This is a genomic window from Candidatus Agathobaculum pullicola (assembly GCF_052117205.1).
Taxonomy (GTDB): domain Bacteria; phylum Bacillota; class Clostridia; order Oscillospirales; family Butyricicoccaceae; genus Agathobaculum; species Agathobaculum pullicola.
Map to the genome: position 1 here is coordinate 41,641 of NZ_JBQKJP010000006.1, position 16,430 is coordinate 58,070.

Annotated in this window: 18 protein-coding genes; 14 read left to right on the top strand and 4 right to left on the bottom strand. The window is 57.6% G+C overall.

Annotated features, from left to right (window positions below; translation table 11 throughout):
* Positions 1–19: 19 nt before the first annotated feature.
* Together ACTQ3V_RS03920 and ACTQ3V_RS03925 are read right to left on the bottom strand one after the other, a co-directional pair.
* The gene (locus ACTQ3V_RS03920) at positions 20–241 is read right to left on the bottom strand and encodes a PF20097 family protein (RefSeq protein ID WP_441466357.1); all 222 of its coding nucleotides are present in this window, start codon (positions 239–241) and stop codon (positions 20–22) included.
* A 41-nt stretch (positions 242–282) separates the two neighbouring features.
* Complete coding sequence (locus ACTQ3V_RS03925) at positions 283–1,488, bottom strand: tRNA(Met) cytidine acetate ligase (RefSeq protein ID WP_441466358.1); 1,206 nt, start codon at positions 1,486–1,488, stop codon at positions 283–285.
* Positions 1,489–1,644: 156 nt separating this feature from the next.
* Between ACTQ3V_RS03925 and ACTQ3V_RS03930 the strand changes: the two genes are divergently transcribed.
* The 14 genes from ACTQ3V_RS03930 to ACTQ3V_RS03995 all read left to right on the top strand — a co-directional run bounded on the left by ACTQ3V_RS03930 (position 1,645) and on the right by ACTQ3V_RS03995 (position 14,815).
* The gene (locus ACTQ3V_RS03930) at positions 1,645–2,850 is read left to right on the top strand and encodes an acetate/propionate family kinase (protein WP_441466359.1); all 1,206 of its coding nucleotides are present in this window, start codon (positions 1,645–1,647) and stop codon (positions 2,848–2,850) included.
* A gap of 69 nt (positions 2,851–2,919) precedes the next feature.
* Positions 2,920–3,813, top strand: a complete 894-nt coding sequence (locus ACTQ3V_RS03935) for a CPBP family glutamic-type intramembrane protease (protein ID WP_441466360.1) — start codon at positions 2,920–2,922, stop codon at positions 3,811–3,813.
* A gap of 17 nt (positions 3,814–3,830) precedes the next feature.
* On the top strand, positions 3,831–4,631 hold the full coding sequence (locus tag ACTQ3V_RS03940) for a histidinol-phosphatase HisJ family protein (RefSeq protein ID WP_441466361.1): 801 nt from the start codon (positions 3,831–3,833) through the stop codon (positions 4,629–4,631).
* 13 nt (positions 4,632–4,644) lie between these two features.
* Positions 4,645–5,544, top strand: coding sequence for a 4-(cytidine 5'-diphospho)-2-C-methyl-D-erythritol kinase (gene ispE / locus ACTQ3V_RS03945; protein ID WP_441466362.1), 900 nt, complete (start codon positions 4,645–4,647; stop codon positions 5,542–5,544).
* A 55-nt stretch (positions 5,545–5,599) separates the two neighbouring features.
* Positions 5,600–5,812: a hypothetical protein gene (locus ACTQ3V_RS03950; RefSeq protein ID WP_441466363.1), complete on the top strand. Its 213-nt coding sequence runs from the start codon at positions 5,600–5,602 to the stop codon at positions 5,810–5,812.
* Between the two features lie 99 nt (positions 5,813–5,911).
* Positions 5,912–6,424: a DUF4330 domain-containing protein gene (locus ACTQ3V_RS03955; protein WP_441466364.1), complete on the top strand. Its 513-nt coding sequence runs from the start codon at positions 5,912–5,914 to the stop codon at positions 6,422–6,424.
* A gap of 4 nt (positions 6,425–6,428) precedes the next feature.
* Positions 6,429–8,048, top strand: coding sequence for an O-antigen ligase family protein (locus ACTQ3V_RS03960; protein WP_441466365.1), 1,620 nt, complete (start codon positions 6,429–6,431; stop codon positions 8,046–8,048).
* A 200-nt stretch (positions 8,049–8,248) separates the two neighbouring features.
* On the top strand, positions 8,249–9,142 hold the full coding sequence (locus ACTQ3V_RS03965) for a substrate-binding domain-containing protein (RefSeq protein WP_441466366.1): 894 nt from the start codon (positions 8,249–8,251) through the stop codon (positions 9,140–9,142).
* Between the two features lie 101 nt (positions 9,143–9,243).
* A complete protein-coding gene (gene pstC, locus ACTQ3V_RS03970) occupies positions 9,244–10,113 on the top strand; it encodes a phosphate ABC transporter permease subunit PstC (RefSeq protein ID WP_441466414.1) in 870 nt (289 codons plus the stop codon).
* On the top strand, positions 10,110–10,994 hold the full coding sequence (pstA, locus tag ACTQ3V_RS03975; RefSeq protein ID WP_441466367.1) for a phosphate ABC transporter permease PstA: 885 nt from the start codon (positions 10,110–10,112) through the stop codon (positions 10,992–10,994). Before pstC ends, pstA begins: the two co-directional genes overlap by 4 nt.
* 12 nt (positions 10,995–11,006) lie before the next feature.
* Positions 11,007–11,762, top strand: a complete 756-nt coding sequence (pstB, locus tag ACTQ3V_RS03980) for a phosphate ABC transporter ATP-binding protein PstB (RefSeq protein WP_441466368.1) — start codon at positions 11,007–11,009, stop codon at positions 11,760–11,762.
* Complete coding sequence (gene phoU, locus ACTQ3V_RS03985; RefSeq protein WP_441466369.1) at positions 11,762–12,409, top strand: phosphate signaling complex protein PhoU; 648 nt, start codon at positions 11,762–11,764, stop codon at positions 12,407–12,409. The genes pstB and phoU overlap by 1 nt, the downstream gene beginning before the upstream one ends.
* A gap of 67 nt (positions 12,410–12,476) precedes the next feature.
* Positions 12,477–13,163, top strand: coding sequence for a winged helix-turn-helix domain-containing protein (locus ACTQ3V_RS03990; protein WP_441466370.1), 687 nt, complete (start codon positions 12,477–12,479; stop codon positions 13,161–13,163).
* The gene (locus ACTQ3V_RS03995; protein ID WP_441466371.1) at positions 13,160–14,815 is read left to right on the top strand and encodes a sensor histidine kinase; all 1,656 of its coding nucleotides are present in this window, start codon (positions 13,160–13,162) and stop codon (positions 14,813–14,815) included. The genes ACTQ3V_RS03990 and ACTQ3V_RS03995 overlap by 4 nt, the downstream gene beginning before the upstream one ends.
* A 200-nt stretch (positions 14,816–15,015) precedes the next feature.
* Here the strand turns inward: ACTQ3V_RS03995 and ACTQ3V_RS04000 are convergent, their stop codons facing one another.
* Positions 15,016–15,708, bottom strand: a complete 693-nt coding sequence (locus ACTQ3V_RS04000) for an MgtC/SapB family protein (RefSeq protein WP_441466372.1) — start codon at positions 15,706–15,708, stop codon at positions 15,016–15,018.
* 12 nt (positions 15,709–15,720) lie between these two features.
* Positions 15,721–16,425 (bottom strand): MgtC/SapB family protein, encoded by a 705-nt coding sequence (locus ACTQ3V_RS04005; RefSeq protein ID WP_441466373.1) that lies wholly within the window; start codon positions 16,423–16,425, stop codon positions 15,721–15,723.
* Positions 16,426–16,430: the final 5 nt, after the last annotated feature.

A 16,430-nucleotide genomic window follows, 5' to 3' on the forward strand; every position in this document is an offset into this window, starting at 1 on the left:
GGCCGCTCTTTACGCGGTTTCAGCAGTTTTCCAAGTCAATAATCAGTTTTTTACAGTAGGAACAGTGCCATGCGCGCGCTTCGGCGCGCTGTGTGGGCGTATGGGAGCCGATCGTCAGCCCACCGCAGGCCCATAGTCCGAACAACATTTTCTTGTCCTGCGGCTGCCAGCGCAGCGCTTTGTGGTCGCCCAACAGCTTGCCGTCGAGCATTTCTTTTCCGCAGTAGGGGCATTGCATCATCGGTCATACCTCCCTTAAAAGATGTCGGTGGGTGGAACAGGTCATGACAGGCAGAATGGGGATTTGCGGAAGTGGTCGCCGCCGACGCGCAGCATCGGGTCGGGATAGGCGAGGGCGTACAGGTCATCCGCGAGCGCATCGTGCGCCAGAGCGGATTGCAGTGCGTCCGGCAGCGTGCGCTCGGTGACCGGTTTGACGATGACAGGCAGCTTGCAGGTGTCTTTCATGCGTCGCAGGATGTCCCGGCCGCGCGCACCGACGGCCAGCACGCGAACATAGTCCGCGGTCGGCGGGACGCCGGTCGACAGATCAAGCCACGCCCGCATGAGCGCGCGGCGCACCCGCGCGAGCGGATAGCGGCGGGTTTGAGCAGCAGCGCAGACCGCCGCTAAACTCGTATGGTCGCGGATGGCGGCACACAGGCGGTGTTCCAGTCCGTCGCCGCCGCAATAGCGGGCGAGCGCATCAGGCGTCAGCCGCCGCAGGTGTGCGAGGATGACTTGGTCGACCGCGTTGCGCGTTACCGGCGCTGCGCCTTGCTCTATCGCTTGTGTAAGCATAGCAAACGACGCCTCCGGCATCAGCGGACGGCAGGCATCCGCATCTCCCTGTGCAATCCGCTTACGCAGATAGGACGCTGAGGGCAGACCGTCCGTCGGGATATCGCTGTCATGCGCACCGCCTTCGCGTAAAACGGCAAGCGGCTGCACCGTGCTCTCGAGCGTGTCCAGCGCACACAGATACTCTATTGCAAGGGTGTTGTTGGGGCTGGTCAGCAGCGCGCCGGCTTCCGGGTCGGCTGCGCTGACCGCCTGCTGTATGGCGGCGGCATAGGGCAGCCCGGCCGCAAGGGCCTGCCGCAGCGCGTCTGTGTGTTCTCCTTCTGCGCGCGACAGATTGGCCGCGCGGCGCAGCAGGGCAAGATCGGCGCGTTCCGCGCCGAAAGAGAGATGTGTCACACAGCCCAGCGCATCCAGCAGCGCGACTGCGCCGAACGCAAAACCGGACGCCGACCACAGGCAGGCGGACAGTGGTGTTTCCAGCACCAGATCCGCGCCGCACCGCACGGCAGCTTCCGCACGGCGGTACTTTTCCATGACCGCAAGGTCGCCGCGCTGGACAAAATTGCCGCTCATCGCGCACACAATGGCCGTGTCCGCGCCCAGCGCACGGCGGGTTTGGGTAAGATGGTGCGCGTGTCCCGCGTGGAACGGATTATATTCGGCAACGATGCCGCAGACGGTCATAAACAGGCTCCTTTAAATCGCAAATATATAGGGACACGGTATAAATTTTGGCTTGTACATTTACGCCAAATCGTGTAATATATGAATATAGCTTTATTATATCGGCTTCCGCGGCTTTGTGCAAGCCGCCAAATACGGCAAAAGGGAGTTTTGCAAATGAAAGTTCTTGTTATTAATGCAGGCAGCTCTTCGTTAAAGTATCAGCTGCTTGATACGGAGTCCGGCGAGGTTATGGCTAAGGGTCTGTGTGAGCGCATCGGCATCGACGGCGTATTGACGCACACCGGCAACAAGTCGGATGAGAAATTTAAGTTTGATATCGCAATGCCGACGCATAAGGAAGCAATCCAGTCGGTTATCGACGTACTGCTGGATCCGGAAAAGGGCGTTATTTCTTCGATGAGGGAGATCGACGCGGTCGGTCATCGTGTGGTACACGGCGGCGAGTTCTTCTCGGACAGCGTCATCATCACCGAAAAGGTCATCAAGGCGATTGAGGACTGCGTACCGCTGGCACCGCTGCACAATCCGCCCAACCTCATCGGTATACAGGCCTGCCGCGACGTTATGGGCCCGGATGTGCCGATGGTTGCGGTATTCGACACCGCCTTCCATCAGACCATGCCGCAATCGCATTACATGTATGCGATTCCATATGAGTACTATGAGAAGTACAAGATCCGCCGCTACGGCTTCCACGGTACCAGCCACAAGTATGTTTCCCAGCAGGCAGCCGACATGCTCGGCCGTCCGATTGAGGAACTGCGCCTGATTACCTGCCATCTGGGCAACGGTTCTTCCATCTGCGCGATCAACCGCGGCAAGAGCTATGACACCTCGATGGGCTTTACGCCGCTCGACGGTCTGCCGATGGGTACCCGTGCGGGTAATCTGGACCCGGCTATCATTGAATTCCTGGCGGAGCATGAGAACATCTCTGCGGCGGACGTTATCAATATCCTCAACAAGAAGTCCGGTATGCTGGGCATTTCTGGCGTTTCGTCCGACTTCCGCGATCTGGACACTGCCATTGCCGACGGCAATGCACGTGCGGCGCTGGCAAAGGAAATGTTCAACCTGTCGGTTAAGAAGATCATCGGCTCGTACATTGCGGAGATGGGCGGCGTAGACGCTATCATCTTTACCGCGGGCGTCGGCGAAAACGACCGTTCGGTTCGTTGGGACGTGTGCGAGCACATGGAGTATCTCGGCATCAAGATCGACCCGGAGAAGAACAAGTACCGCGGCAAGCAGATGGATATTTCCATCGACTGGGCGCGCGTGCGTGTGCTGGTCATCCCCACCAACGAGGAACTGATGATCGCCAAGGATACCGAGCGTCTGGTAAACGAAGCAAAGTAACAAAAAGAACGGAAAACGGGGCGGGGCAACAAGGCTTTGCCCTGTTTTTCTGCCGTCAGGGAGGACAATATGCAGGAAAACGCACTTCGACAGGAACGGAAATACTGCGCGCGGCTGGGCTGGGCACTGGTGCTGACAATCGTGATCATGCTGGTGTGGCAGGTGGGACTGATGGTTTTGTCGCTGGCCGGACGGCTGGCTGGCGGCGAGAGCACCTATATGCTGCTGGCACTTGTGGGCTATTACCTGCCCGCGCTGCCCCTGTCTTATTGGCTGTGCCGCAAGATACCCGTGCCGGAGCGCGCGCAGCGTCCGTTGACCGTGGGGCTGCTGGTGCGCTGGTTTGTCATCGGCATCGGACTGATGTGGGTGGGGTCGCTGATCGGAGCGTGGCTCAATGATCTGGTCTATCAGATAGCGAATCTGGAGACAGTCGATCTGGTGACCGAAGCCTTTAACGAAATGCCGCTGGCGGTCATTCTGCTGGGCGCGTGCGTGCTTGGCCCGCTGTGCGAGGAACTGTTGTTCCGCGGCCTGCTGGCCGGACGGTTGGCACGATATGGCCAAAAGCCGGCTGCGTTGGTATCCGCGCTGCTGTTTGGACTGTACCACGCGAATCTGTCGCAGTTTTTCTATGCGTTTTTGCTCGGATTGCTGCTGGCCTATGCGTATTTCTACACCGGAAAACTCAAAACAGCGGTAGTGTTGCACATGCTGTTCAACTTATACGGGTCGTTTGTGATCTATCTGCTGCCCGAGGAAGGAGTGTGGCCCGTGCTGTACGCGCTGAGCTGGCCGGTGCTGACCGTTGTGAGTGCGGTGCTGCTGGTGCGCGGCAGAAAGCGGCAACTGTGGGCGCACGGACCGTGCGCGCCGTCCATGCGAATTGTGTTTGGCAGCGTCGGCATGGCTCTGGCTATCATCCTCTGCTTTGTGCAGGCGGCAACCATGTATGTTTATTAGAAAGGCGGAAATAGGCAATGCGAGTGGATTTGCATATGCACACAGGATATTCGGCGGATGCGGCGTTCCCACAGACCGTGGCGGATAAAGTGCGCGCCTGCCGCGCGGCAGGGCTGGACATCATCGGCATCACCGACCATCTGGATTTTTACCGTACCCATGGCCCGGCGGAAAACCGGGATGCGGAAGCCTGCCTGCGCGACGTGCGGGCGGCCAAGGAAACAGCGGAAGGCATCGAAGTATTGGTCGGAATTGAAATCGGGCAGATCCATGCCGATCCTGCGGCGGATGACTTTGTGCGCGGGCATCAGCTGGACATGGTAATTGGCTCGCTGCATGCGATGCCCAACGATCTGGATATTTATTTCCACGACTACGAGCATCTGGATTGCGATGCGTTTTTGCAAGAATATTTCGATCAGGTGCTTGAAATGGAGGCACACGGCGGCTTTGACGTGCTGGCGCACATCGACTATCCGCTGCGTGTGATGAAGCACGGCGACTATGTGCCTTCGTTCGACCAATATATGGATCGTGTGCAGCAGGTGCTGCGCGCGTGCATCGATCGCGGCTATGCGCTCGAACTCAATGCCGCGGGGGTGGCCGGATGGCAGAAAAAAGTCGGTCCGCCGCAGAATATCCTATATGAATACCGCCGCATGGGCGGGGAGCGCATTTCGATTGGCTCGGATTCACACACGCTGGACACAGTCGGCCGCGGCGTGGCGGATTGCACGGCGAACGCGCTGGATGCGGGCTTTACGACAGTCACGGTGTTCCGCGGACGCAAGCCGGAACAGGTGTCACTCATCAAATAAGCAGGGAGAAGTCATGTTATTTCATAATAAAACCGAAATTACGCACGCCGAAACCACAGTGCAGGGGCGCGCAAAGATCAATCTGACGCTGGATGTGACCGGTCGCCGGGACGACGGCTATCATACGGTCAAAATGGTGATGCAGTCGGTTGCGCTGCATGATGATATCCGAGTGGTGGTCACCCGCGGCGAAAAAAAGCCGCGCGGCATTGTGCTCAGCTGTAACCTACCCTATTTGCCGCGGGATGAGCGCAATCTGGCTTACCGCGCGGCGGAACTGTTCTATCAAAAGACGGGTGCGCTGCTGGAAACATGCGAAATTTATATCGAAAAGCGGATTCCAGTGGCTGCGGGACTGGCCGGCGGCTCGACAGACGCGGCGGCGGTGCTGCGCGCGCTCAATGCGCTGCACGAGACCGGGCTGACCGACGACGAGCTGTGCGAGATGGGGCTGAAGCTCGGCGCGGATGTGCCGTACTGTTTGCGTGGCGGCACAATGCTGGCCGAGGGCATTGGGGAGGAGCTGACCGCGCTGCCGCCCATGCCGCATTGCTGGGTCGTGTTATGCAAGCCGCCGTTTGGTGTTTCTACCAAGGAGGTCTATGCCGAGATTGACGCGGTGGAGCTGAAAGACCGGCCGGATACGGCAGGCATGATCCGCGCACTGGAAAACAGTGACTTTGCGGGCGTTTGTAAACGCCTTAGCAACGTGATGGAGCGGGTTACCGCAACCAAACGCCGCCAGATCGGAGAGATCAAGGCGTGTCTTGAGGAAAACGGTGCGGACGGCACGCTGATGAGCGGCTCAGGCCCGACCGTATACGGCCTGTTCTCGGACGAGGGCCGCGCCACGACCGCATCAAAAATGCTGTCCCGTCGCTTTGCAGACACCTTTTTGACCGAAACGGTATAATTCTTCCGCCTTCCGGACATACTGGGGACACCAGATAACGGAAGGCGGTATTTTTATGACACAACAGACAAAACGGACGGTTATCGCGGTCGTGACCGCATGCAGCGTGTTGCTGGCAGGGGCGTTCGCGCCGCAGCAGCCCAGAGCCGCATGGTGGTGCACGGCGTTTTCCGTGACCTGTAATGAGACGGCCGCGCCGTCGGAAAATGGAAGCTCGGTTACATTTCGGTGCAAATTAGTTGATTGGTGGTACGAGATCACGGGATAAAACTTGCCGCGCCCGTCCCTCTGTGGTATAATAGCCGCAAAGCGGCATTCCTGTTTCATACCGGAAAACCGGCCGTAAACCTACCAACGGAGGAAAAACATGAAGATTATCAATGAAAAGGGCAAGCTGTTCGGCATTATCAATATCGTCGACCTGCTTGTGCTGGTGGCGGCTATTGCCGTTATTGCGGGCGTAGGCTATAAATTGTTTGCGCCGCAGATTGCCAATGCAGCCGCAAAACAAGTACCCATGACCGTCACCATCCGTGTGCGCGGCGCAACGCCCTTCTTGGTGCAGGAGGTGCAGCGCAACAGTCAGGTCGGCAAGAAAATCGTCAGCGGCAGCTCGTACACCGATGCGGTCATCACGGACATGCAGATTGAGGACTATGTGCAGCAGGTGACCACGGCGGATGGCAGAATTGCTAATGCGCTCGACCCGAGCAAGAAGGATCTGGTATTCACGATTGAAACCACTGTGCCGGAAGGGACAGCGGCGCCTGCCATCGGCACGCAGGAGGTGCGCGCGGGCCGCACGTTTATTGTAAAGACCAACGATTTTGAGACGACCGGCAACATCGACATGGTCGATATCGCGGATTCAGCGGAATAAGCCTATGAAAGCGATATTTCAAAACAGCCTGCTGGTGCGGGCGGCGATGCGTTTGCGTGAATGGTATCACAAGGGCGCAATCGCGGGATTTTTCCGGAAGGTCGCGGACGCATATCCGGATTCCCGGTTTCGCCGGATGTGGGACGGCTTTTGCACCGCGCCCATCTGTACGGCAGCCAACAGCCGCTATGCGCGCTTTATCGCCGCGCTGCGGCGTTTTGTCGAACGGGTGGGAGACGCGGCGGCGCAAAGTCTGATTTACCGAGTCTGCCTTGCCATCTGGAAGCCGGTTTCGACCTTCCTCGGCGGCGGTGTCATCGGCCGGGTGTGCCGGTTTTTCGGTGTGCGCGGTCTGCTGCTCGTGTGTCTGGCCATGTATCTGCCGCTGGATGTGCTCATTCGGTGGCTATCCACAACCAAGGGATATTTGCCCGGCTTTATTGGTTCGGTATGGGATGAATGTCTGATGCTCGCAGCGGTTGCCTATATCCTGTGGCACACTGCGATGCGCCGCGCGCCGCTTCAGTCGCGTGCAACGCCTGTGGATGCGTATTTGCTGCTGTTCATCGGCGTGGGCTTTTTCCTGATGTGCGCGGTGTCGCCCTATCCGTCCATTGCGGTGGCGGGCTTGCGTGCGGTGGTGCAGTACCTGTTCTGGTTCTTCCTTGTCACACGGCTGATTGAGGATGACCGCGACTTTGCGATTTTTTACGGCGCGCTGCTCGCCATGGCAATCCCCATCACGCTGCACGGCATTTATCAGTATATTGTCGCCGCGCCCATCCCGGCAGGCTGGGTGTCCCAGACCGAGGAAAGCGTGCGCACACGCGTTTACTCGCTCACCGGCAGCCCGAATATCATGGGCAGCCTGCTGGTGCTGTTCGCGCCCATGGCGGCGGGGCTTGCATATTATTGCAAAAAAATGTGGGTCAAGGTGCTGGCCATCGGCGTGACCGGTATGATGTGCCTGTGCTGCATATTCACCTTCTCAAAGGGCGCGTGGGGCGGCTTGGCGGTCGCGGTAATTGTGTTCGCCATTTTCCTGGACCGCCGCCTGATTGCGTTGATGTCTGTGGCCGGTGCGGGCGCGCTGCTGGCCATCCCCTCGATTGCCAGCCGTATCACTTATATGTTCACGGCGGACTATATGGAGGCCAGCCAACGGGCGGGCCGTATGGTGCGCTGGGAGACCGGACTGAACCTGCTGCATGAGTCCAATCCGTGGCTGGGCTTTGGACTGGGCCGCTTCGGCGGCGCGGTTGCCATGCAGAACAAAATCATCGAAGAGACGGACAACTTCGAGTATTTCTATATGGATAACTATTATCTGAAAACGCTGGTGGAGATGGGCTATGTCGGCTTGATTTTCTTCATCATTCTGCTCATTGGTATGGTGCTCTGGTGTCTGCGCGCAATCGGTCGGACGAATTTTAATCAGACCGACCGTACCCGTGCGCTTGCAGTGTCCATGTTCGCGGGCATGTGCGGCGTGCTGGTGCACTGCTATTTCGAGAATATCTTCGAGGTACCGTATATGATGGCCTACTTCTGGAGTATGGCGGCGGCAGTGCTGTATCTGGGATATTTCCGCAAGCGCAAGAGCAGCCCAATAGGAAAGCACTGAACGTTTTTCGCAAAGAAAACAGTATAATTCATAAAAAGGACGACAAAACTGCGGTTTTGCCGTCCTTTTTTGCGCACTTTACACAATCCTTTTTGCTTAACGTGGATTTTACAAACACGGACTTTTGGATTTTACATTGTCCCCGTAATATAGGCTTGTAACGAAAACAAGTTCTGAATGAAAAAGGAGAAATTTGAGCAATGAAAAAGAGTGTATCCCTGCTTCTGGCGGGCCTGATGTTGTGCGGCGCGCTGGCCGGCTGTGGCGGCAATGATTCCTACGGTGCAGGCGAAGGCGGCGCGGCTGACAGCACCTCTGCCGGCATGTCCGGCACGATTACAGTGATCTCCCGTGAGGACGGTTCGGGCACGCGCAGCGCATTTGTTGAGTTGACCGGCGTGGAAGATGATAACGGAGACAATACTACGGTTGATGCGGAAATCGCCAACAAGACCGATGTGGTGCTGACCAGCGTGGCCGGCAACGAGAGCGCCATCGGCTATGTGTCGCTCGGCTCGCTGAATGATACTGTCAAGGCAATTCAGGTAGACGGTGTGGACGCTACGGTCGAGAACGTCAAGAGCGGCGACTACACGCTGTCCCGCCCGTTCAACATTGCCACCAAGGGCGAACCGACCGGCGTTGCGGGGGACTTCATTAACTTCATTCTGAGCGCTGACGGTCAGGCAATCGTGGAGGAAGAGGGTTACATCAAGGTCAACGATGCAGCGGAAGCCTTCACCACCGACGGTTCGGAAGGCCAGATTGCGGTTGGCGGCTCTTCCTCGGTTTCTCCGGTGATGGAAAAGCTGATTGAGGCTTATCAGGCGGTTAACCCCAAGGCGAAGATTGAGTTACAGACCTCGGATTCCACCTCCGGTATGACCGGCGCGATGGACGGCACCTTTGCCATCGGCATGGCTTCCCGTGAACTGAAGGACGAGGAGAAGGCGGAACTGACCGGTACCGCTATCGCGCTGGACGGCATCGCGGTGGTAGTCAACCCGGCCAGCAGCATTGATGGCCTGACGATGGACCAGATTCGCAGCATCTACACCGGCGAAACCACGGACTGGGCCGACGTAGCCGCGTAAGAATAACCGAACACGGGAAGCAGGGCGAAATCCGTTTCGCCCTTTCCCAATGCCTAAGGGGTGAAAACATGAACAAATCCGCAACCCGGCAGAAGGGCGGCATGAGAAACCTACTGGAAAAGGTGATGCACGGCGTGTTTTTTGTCTGCGCGCTCGCGTCTATTCTTGCGGTAGCCCTGATCTGCGTTTTCCTGTTTGTCAACGGCATCCCTGCCATTCGCGAAATTGGTTTACTGGACTTCCTGACCGGCACAACCTGGAAGCCGGGCAACGATGTTTACGGTATTCTGCCGATGATTGTCGGCAGCATTTACATTACAGCCGGCGCCATTGTCATCGGCGTGCCGATTGGCCTGCTGACCGCAATTTTTATGGCATTTTATTGTCCCAAGCGCATTTACGGCGTGCTTAAGCCTTGCACCGAACTGCTGGCGGGCATACCGTCCATCGTGTACGGCTTTTTTGGCATGGTGGTTATTGTGCCGGTGGTGCTCGATGTGGCCAAATTCTGCGGCTCAAAGATATCCTCCGGTTCGACCATCCTGTCCGCGTCCATCCTGCTTGGCATCATGATCCTGCCGACCATCATCGGTGTATCCGAAGCGGCGCTGCGCGCAGTGCCGAACGCTTATTATGAGGGTGCGGTCGCCATGGGCGCCACCCATGAGCGCGCGATTTTCTCGGTCATGCTGCCGGCTGCGAAGTCCGGCGTGCTGGCCGGTATTGTGCTGGGCATCGGCCGCGCTATCGGTGAGACGATGGCAGTCATCATGGTCGCGGGCAACCAGCCGCGACTGACGGGCAGCCTGCTCAAGGGCATCCGCACGATGACGGCGAATATCGTCATTGAAATGGGCTACGCAACCGGCCTGCACCGCGAGGCGCTGATTGCCACGGGTGTGGTTTTGTTCGTGTTCATTCTGCTGATTAACCTCACCTTCTCGGTGCTCAAAAGGAGGAAGGACGCATGACAAGCGAAGCGACGACTGCCGTCAAGAAAACCGCAGTCCAAACGGCGGAAAAACGACCGCGGGTGTACGGTCGCGGCAAAGCATGCCTGCAAAAAGGGTTGGTGTACGGCGCGGCAATCCTCACCTTTGCCGTGCTGCTGTTTCTGATTGCGTACATCCTGATAAATGGCGTGCCGCATCTCAAACTATCGTTGTTTGAGTGGAAGTATAACTCGGATAACGTATCCATGATGCCGGCCATCATCACAACCGTGGAGATGACGCTGCTTGCACTGCTGCTGGCGGTGCCGTTCGGTCTGTTCACTGCGGTGTACCTGAATGAATATGCTTCCCGCGGCAACAAGCTGGTGGGTATCATCCGCATCACCACCGAGACGCTGTCCGGTATTCCGTCGATCGTCTATGGCCTGTTCGGCATGCTGTTTTTTGTCACGCAGCTGCACTGGGGATACTCGCTGCTCGCGGGCGCAATGACGCTGGCCATCATGATTCTGCCGCTTATCATGCGCACGGCGGAAGAAGCGCTCATCTCGGTACCGGATACCTACCGCGAAGGCTCGTTCGGTTTGGGGGCAGGGCGTTTGCGCACGGTATTCCGCATCGTGCTGCCCAGCGCGATGCCGGGCATCCTGTCCGGTATCATTCTGTCGATTGGCCGCATCGTGGGCGAAACCGCGGCGCTGATTTTTACGGCCGGTACGATGGCGCAGATCCCCGGTTTGTTTCAGTCCGGCCGCACACTGGCCATCCATATGTATGTGTTGTCCGGCGAGGGCCTGAATATGAACGAAGCCTATGCTACCGCGGTGGTCCTGCTGGTAGTCGTGCTGCTGATGAACACGATTTCGGCGATTGTTGCCAAAAAGCTGACCAAAAAGTAATCGGAGGAAGCTATGGAGCAGAATAAAATTGAGATTCGGGACATGAACCTCTATTACGGGGACTTTCATGCCCTGCATGACATTGACTTGGATATCAAGGCCAATGAGATTACGGCATTCATCGGGCCGTCCGGCTGCGGCAAGTCAACGCTTTTGCGCTCACTCAACCGCATGAACGATCTGGTGGAGGGCTGCAAGATTACGGGTGATATCCGTCTAGATGGGGAGGACATCTATCACGACTGTGACGTGAACATCTTGCGCCGTCGCGTGGGCATGGTGTTCCAGAAGCCCAATCCGTTCCCGATGTCCATTTACGACAACATCGCTTACGGCCCGCGCACACACGGCATCAAGAGCCGCGTCAAGCTCGACGAGATCGTCGAGACTTCGCTGCGTCATGCCGCCATCTGGGACGAAACCAAGGACTGCCTGAAAAAGTCTGCGCTGTCCATGTCGGGCGGCCAGCAGCAGCGTATCTGCATCGCCCGCGCGCTTGCAGCGGATCCGGAAGTGCTGCTGATGGACGAGCCGACCTCCGCGCTCGACCCAATTTCCACCGCGAAGATTGAAGACCTTGTACTCGAGCTGAAAAAAGATTATACTATCGTTATGGTCACGCACAACATGCAGCAGGCCACCCGTGTATCCGATACCACCGCGTTTTTCCTGCTTGGAGACATGATTGAGGTGGGAGACACCGAAAAGCTGTTCTCCATGCCGGCGGATAAGCGCACCGAGGATTATATTACGGGGAGGTTTGGCTGATGAGAAACCGTTTTGAGTCTCAGCTTCTGGAGCTGAATAACGAGTTGATAGCCATGGGTGCGCTGTGCGAAAACGCGATTGCAAGCTCGGTCAAGGCGATGCTTGGCGGCGATACCCAGCTGGCCGCGTCCGCTATTCGCATCGATCAGGAGATCGACCGCAAGGAGCGCGAGATTGAGTCCATGTGCCTCAAGCTGCTGCTGCAGCAGCAGCCGGTGGCAAGCGACTTGCGCCTGATTTCGTCTGTTCTGAAGATGATTACGGATATTGAACGCATTGGCGATCAGGCGAGCGATATTGCAGAAATTGTCACCTACTTGTCCGGCGCATGCGGCCACAACCGGCATATCGAGGAAATGGCGCAGGCGACCATCAAAATGGTGACCGACAGTTTGGATGCTTTTGTGCGCCGCGACCTGACGCTTGCGTGGAGTGTCATTGAGTACGATGATGTGGTCGATCATCTGTTTGCCGAGTGCAAGAAGGATTTGATTGCGGAAATTGCACAGAACGCGGACGACGGTGAACGTGTGCTGGATATTCTGATGATTGCCAAGTATCTGGAGCGCATCGGGGATCACGCGACCAACATCGCCGAATGGGTGGAGTTTTCCATCACCGGCACGCACAAGGCGTCGGCTGACTGAGGTGCGCATAAGCGATAAAAAGGTTTGGAAATGCAGCTGTTCTAAGCAGCTTTGAGGAGGAAACGCAGTGATTTATTGCGTGGAGGACGATGCAGGTATTCGGGAACTGGTCGTCTACACACTGCAAAACACGGGCATGGAAGCCCGTGGGTTGGAGGACGGCGGCGCGCTGTTTGCGGCGCTGCGTGAGAAAAAGCCGCAGCTGATTCTGTTGGATATCATGCTGCCGGGGGAGGATGGCATCAGCATCCTGCGTCGGCTGCGCGAAACACAGGAGACGGCCGATATTCCGGTCATTCTGCTGACGGCGAAAAACACGGAATATGACAAGGTGGTCGGGCTGGACAGCGGCGCGGACGATTATGTCGCCAAGCCCTTCGGCATGATGGAGTTGGTGGCGCGTATCCGCGCGGTGCTGCGCCGCACGCAGACCGGGCCGGGCGGCGAAGAGGAAGCCCGGCTGCTGGCCGCTGGGAATATTTGCGTGGACGAGCGCGCGCACAGCGTATTTGTCGGGGAGCAAGAGGTGCAGCTGACGCTCAAGGAGTACCAGCTGCTGTGTCTGCTGATGAAAAACCGCGGCGCGGTGCTCACGCGCGATGTGCTGCTGGAGAATATCTGGGGCTATGGAAACGAGAGCGAAACCCGTACGGTCGATGTGCATATCCGTACCCTGCGGCAAAAGCTGGGCGCGGCGGGTTCGATGATTGAAACCGTGCGCGGCGTGGGCTACCGCATGGGAGAGCACGCATGAGAAAGCGCGTTTTCAGCAGTATTTTCCTCACCGCGCTGGTCACGCTGGCCGTAACCGTATCCCTGCTGCTGATGGCGGTGCATTCCGGGCTGTCGCAGGATTTGCGGGAGCGTCTGAGCGAGGAGTGTAACTATATCGCCGAGGCAGCGGTGTCCGGAGAGCAACAGGAACTGCAGCATATCGGCAGCGTATATGCCGACCGGATTACGCTGGTCGATACAGACGGCACAGTGCTGTATGACAACAAGAGCGACACGGCGCAGATGGAAAACCATGCTTCGCGTCCGGAAATTGCCGAGGCCCTGGAGAAAGGCGTGGGCGAGTCCAGTCGCCTGTCCGATACATTGGCTGAGCAGACCGCTTACTATGCGATCCGGCTGGCGGACGGCACAGTGCTGCGCGTCTCCTCGACGGCGGACAGCGCGTTCGGCGCGTTATCGTCCGCGTCGCCGTGGATTGTGCTGATTGTGCTGCTGGCGCTGCTGGTAGCGGCGTTGCTGGCAAGCTGGCTGACCCATGTGTTTCTCGAGCCGATTGTGGCGCTTGATCTGCATGAGCCGCTCAAAAATGATGCGTATGATGAGTTGTCGCCGCTGCTGCACCGGATGGATAAGCAGAACCGTAAGATAGAGTCACAGCTGCGTGAACTGAAACGGCGGCAGGCGGAATTTGATGATATCACCGCCCGTATGGACGAGGGGCTGGTGCTGTTTTCCGCCGAGGGCGATATTCTGTTTGCCAACCGTGCGGTGCGTGTTCTGTTTCCCAATGACAGCGCGGCCGGCGGTTACATGACGTTGTGCCGCGATGCGGAGTATATCCGCGTGGTGGAAAGGGCGCTCAGCGGCGAAAGCGCGCACGGACGAATGGAAAAGGACGGGCGTGTGTACGCGCTGACGGCAAGCTCGGTTGCCGGCGCGGGGCAGAGCCATGCGGCGGTGCTGTTTGTGGTGGATGTCACCGAGCGCGAGCAGGCGGAGCGCCAGAGACAGGAGTTTACGGCGAATGTTTCGCACGAACTGAAAACCCCGCTGACCAGCATCATGGGTTTTGCGGAAATCATCCAGAACGGTATCGTTCGTGCGGAGGATATCGGCCGGTTTGCGGGCAAAATCCGGGGGGAAGCCCTGCGTCTGCTGACGCTCATCGAGGACATCATTCGGCTGTCCCAGCTGGACGAAGGCTTATCCGTACCGTTTGAGCCCGTTGAACTGTCTGCGCTGTGCGGCACGGTGCGCGACCGGCTCGCACACAAGGCGGCCGAGCACAAGATAACCCTGAATCTGACGGGCAAGCCGGTTATGGTGTCAGGCGAGCGGCGCACGCTTGAGCAGATGGTTTTTAATCTGGCGGACAATGCTATCGCGTATAATAAGCCGCATGGAACGGTAACAATCCAAACGGACGAGGAAAACGGTGTGCCGTTTGTGCGCGTGTCGGATACCGGTATCGGTATCGCGCCCGCCGACCAGCCGCGCGTGTTCGAGCGGTTTTACCGTGTGGATAAGAGCCACAGCAAGCAGACCGGCGGCACCGGTCTTGGCCTGTCGATTGTCAAGCACGGCGCGGCGCTGCACCACGCGCAGATCGATCTGCACAGCACACTGGGTCAGGGAACCGAAATTACGCTGCGCTTTCCTAAAGCAGACTAAGGCTATACCGCGCGATTTGATAATGCTCCTTTTATGAAAGACGGCGAGCTAAAACGCTGTCAATCATAAAAGGAGCATTGTTATGTCCAAACAAAGGGGATTGCGTACGGCAAAACAGAAAATTGTGTGCGGAAGGTAAAAGATAAATTCAACAAGTATGCGGCAGGACGGCTGAAAAAATGAGAAGGAGCACGCATGTATCAAAGCTCGGCAACTGTAATAACGCCCTCGGTTGCACTAATCCAGTTGATCAGTGTGCTGATCGGGCATTTTCGATGCAGCCGCAGAGAAAAAATCGCGCAGGCATTGTGGCTTTCGCTGCCCGAGGCGCGTGTGATCTCAATGTCCATAATGGTCAGATTGTGTTGCCGGAAAAGCTGTAGCACACGCTCCAGACAGGTTTTGTCAGCGTATTCCATGTAGAGATTGACTTCCGGAACATGATCGAGAATACGGTATTCGATGCGTGAAAAGATGATCTCCGCTACCAGCACCAGCACCGTGGCGCAGATACCGCCCTCGTAGAAGCCGGCGCCCAGCGCAAGGCCGATGATGGCGGCCGTCCACAGCCCGGCAGCGGTTGTCAGGCCTTTGACGCGTTGCCGCCGCGTGACAATGATGGTGCCCGCGCCGATAAAGCCGATGCCTGCCACAACCTGTGCGCCCATGCGGGACATATCGGTATAGTAATGCAGGTTGAGATAGAGAAACTGACTGGTCATCGTGGTTATGGATGCGCCCAGACAAATCAGGATATGCGTCCGGAAGCCCGCCGGACGGCGTTTATAGGCACGCTCAATGCCGATCAGTCCGCCGCACAGCACCGAAAGCAGCATGCGAAGCGTAATCGAAGCCAGCGTAATGTCGCGCAGGCCGTCAAAAATGGGTAGCATGAACGATCCTCCTTAAAATTCGTCAATGGTGTAAACGCTGTCAAGCTCGGCGATGGCGGTCAGAATACGGGTGTGCGGCTGCTTTTGCTTCAGATGAATGGAAAAAACCGCGCTCGGGTTTTTGGAGCCTTCCGCGCCGCTGCGGTTGATATCCACATCGCAGATCTGCGCGCCCTGCTCCTTGATGCGGTTGATGATCGTGCCGATGTTGTCAAGGGAGTGAAATTCCACATAGATGTTGATGAAGCGGGCGCGCTCAATCAGCATGTTTTCGATGATGGGCAGAAAGCGCATGCTTAGGAACATCAGCAGCACGCACAGGATGACACATTCGTAAAAGCCTGCGCCGATGGCCAGCCCCATGCAGGCGGACGCCCACAGACCGGCGGCGGTTGTCAGGCCCTTGATCGCTTGGCGGCCCGTGACCAGAATGGTGCCCGCGCCCAGAAAACCAATACCGTTGATGACTTGTGCGCCGAAGCGCGAAACATCGGTGCGCTGCCCGATGGACTCCGCCAGCGAGGGCCAGTGCAAATCCAGTGCGATGCTTTCATACTGGCCGAGCAGCATGGTCAGCGCGGCGCCCAGACAGACCAGCATATAGGTGCGGAATCCGGCGGGACGGCGCTTGCGTCCGCGCTCCAGACCGAGCAGGCCGCCGCTGATCATGGCAAGGGCCAGCCGAAAGAATAGGGAGACCGCGTTAAGTTCGCGCATATACG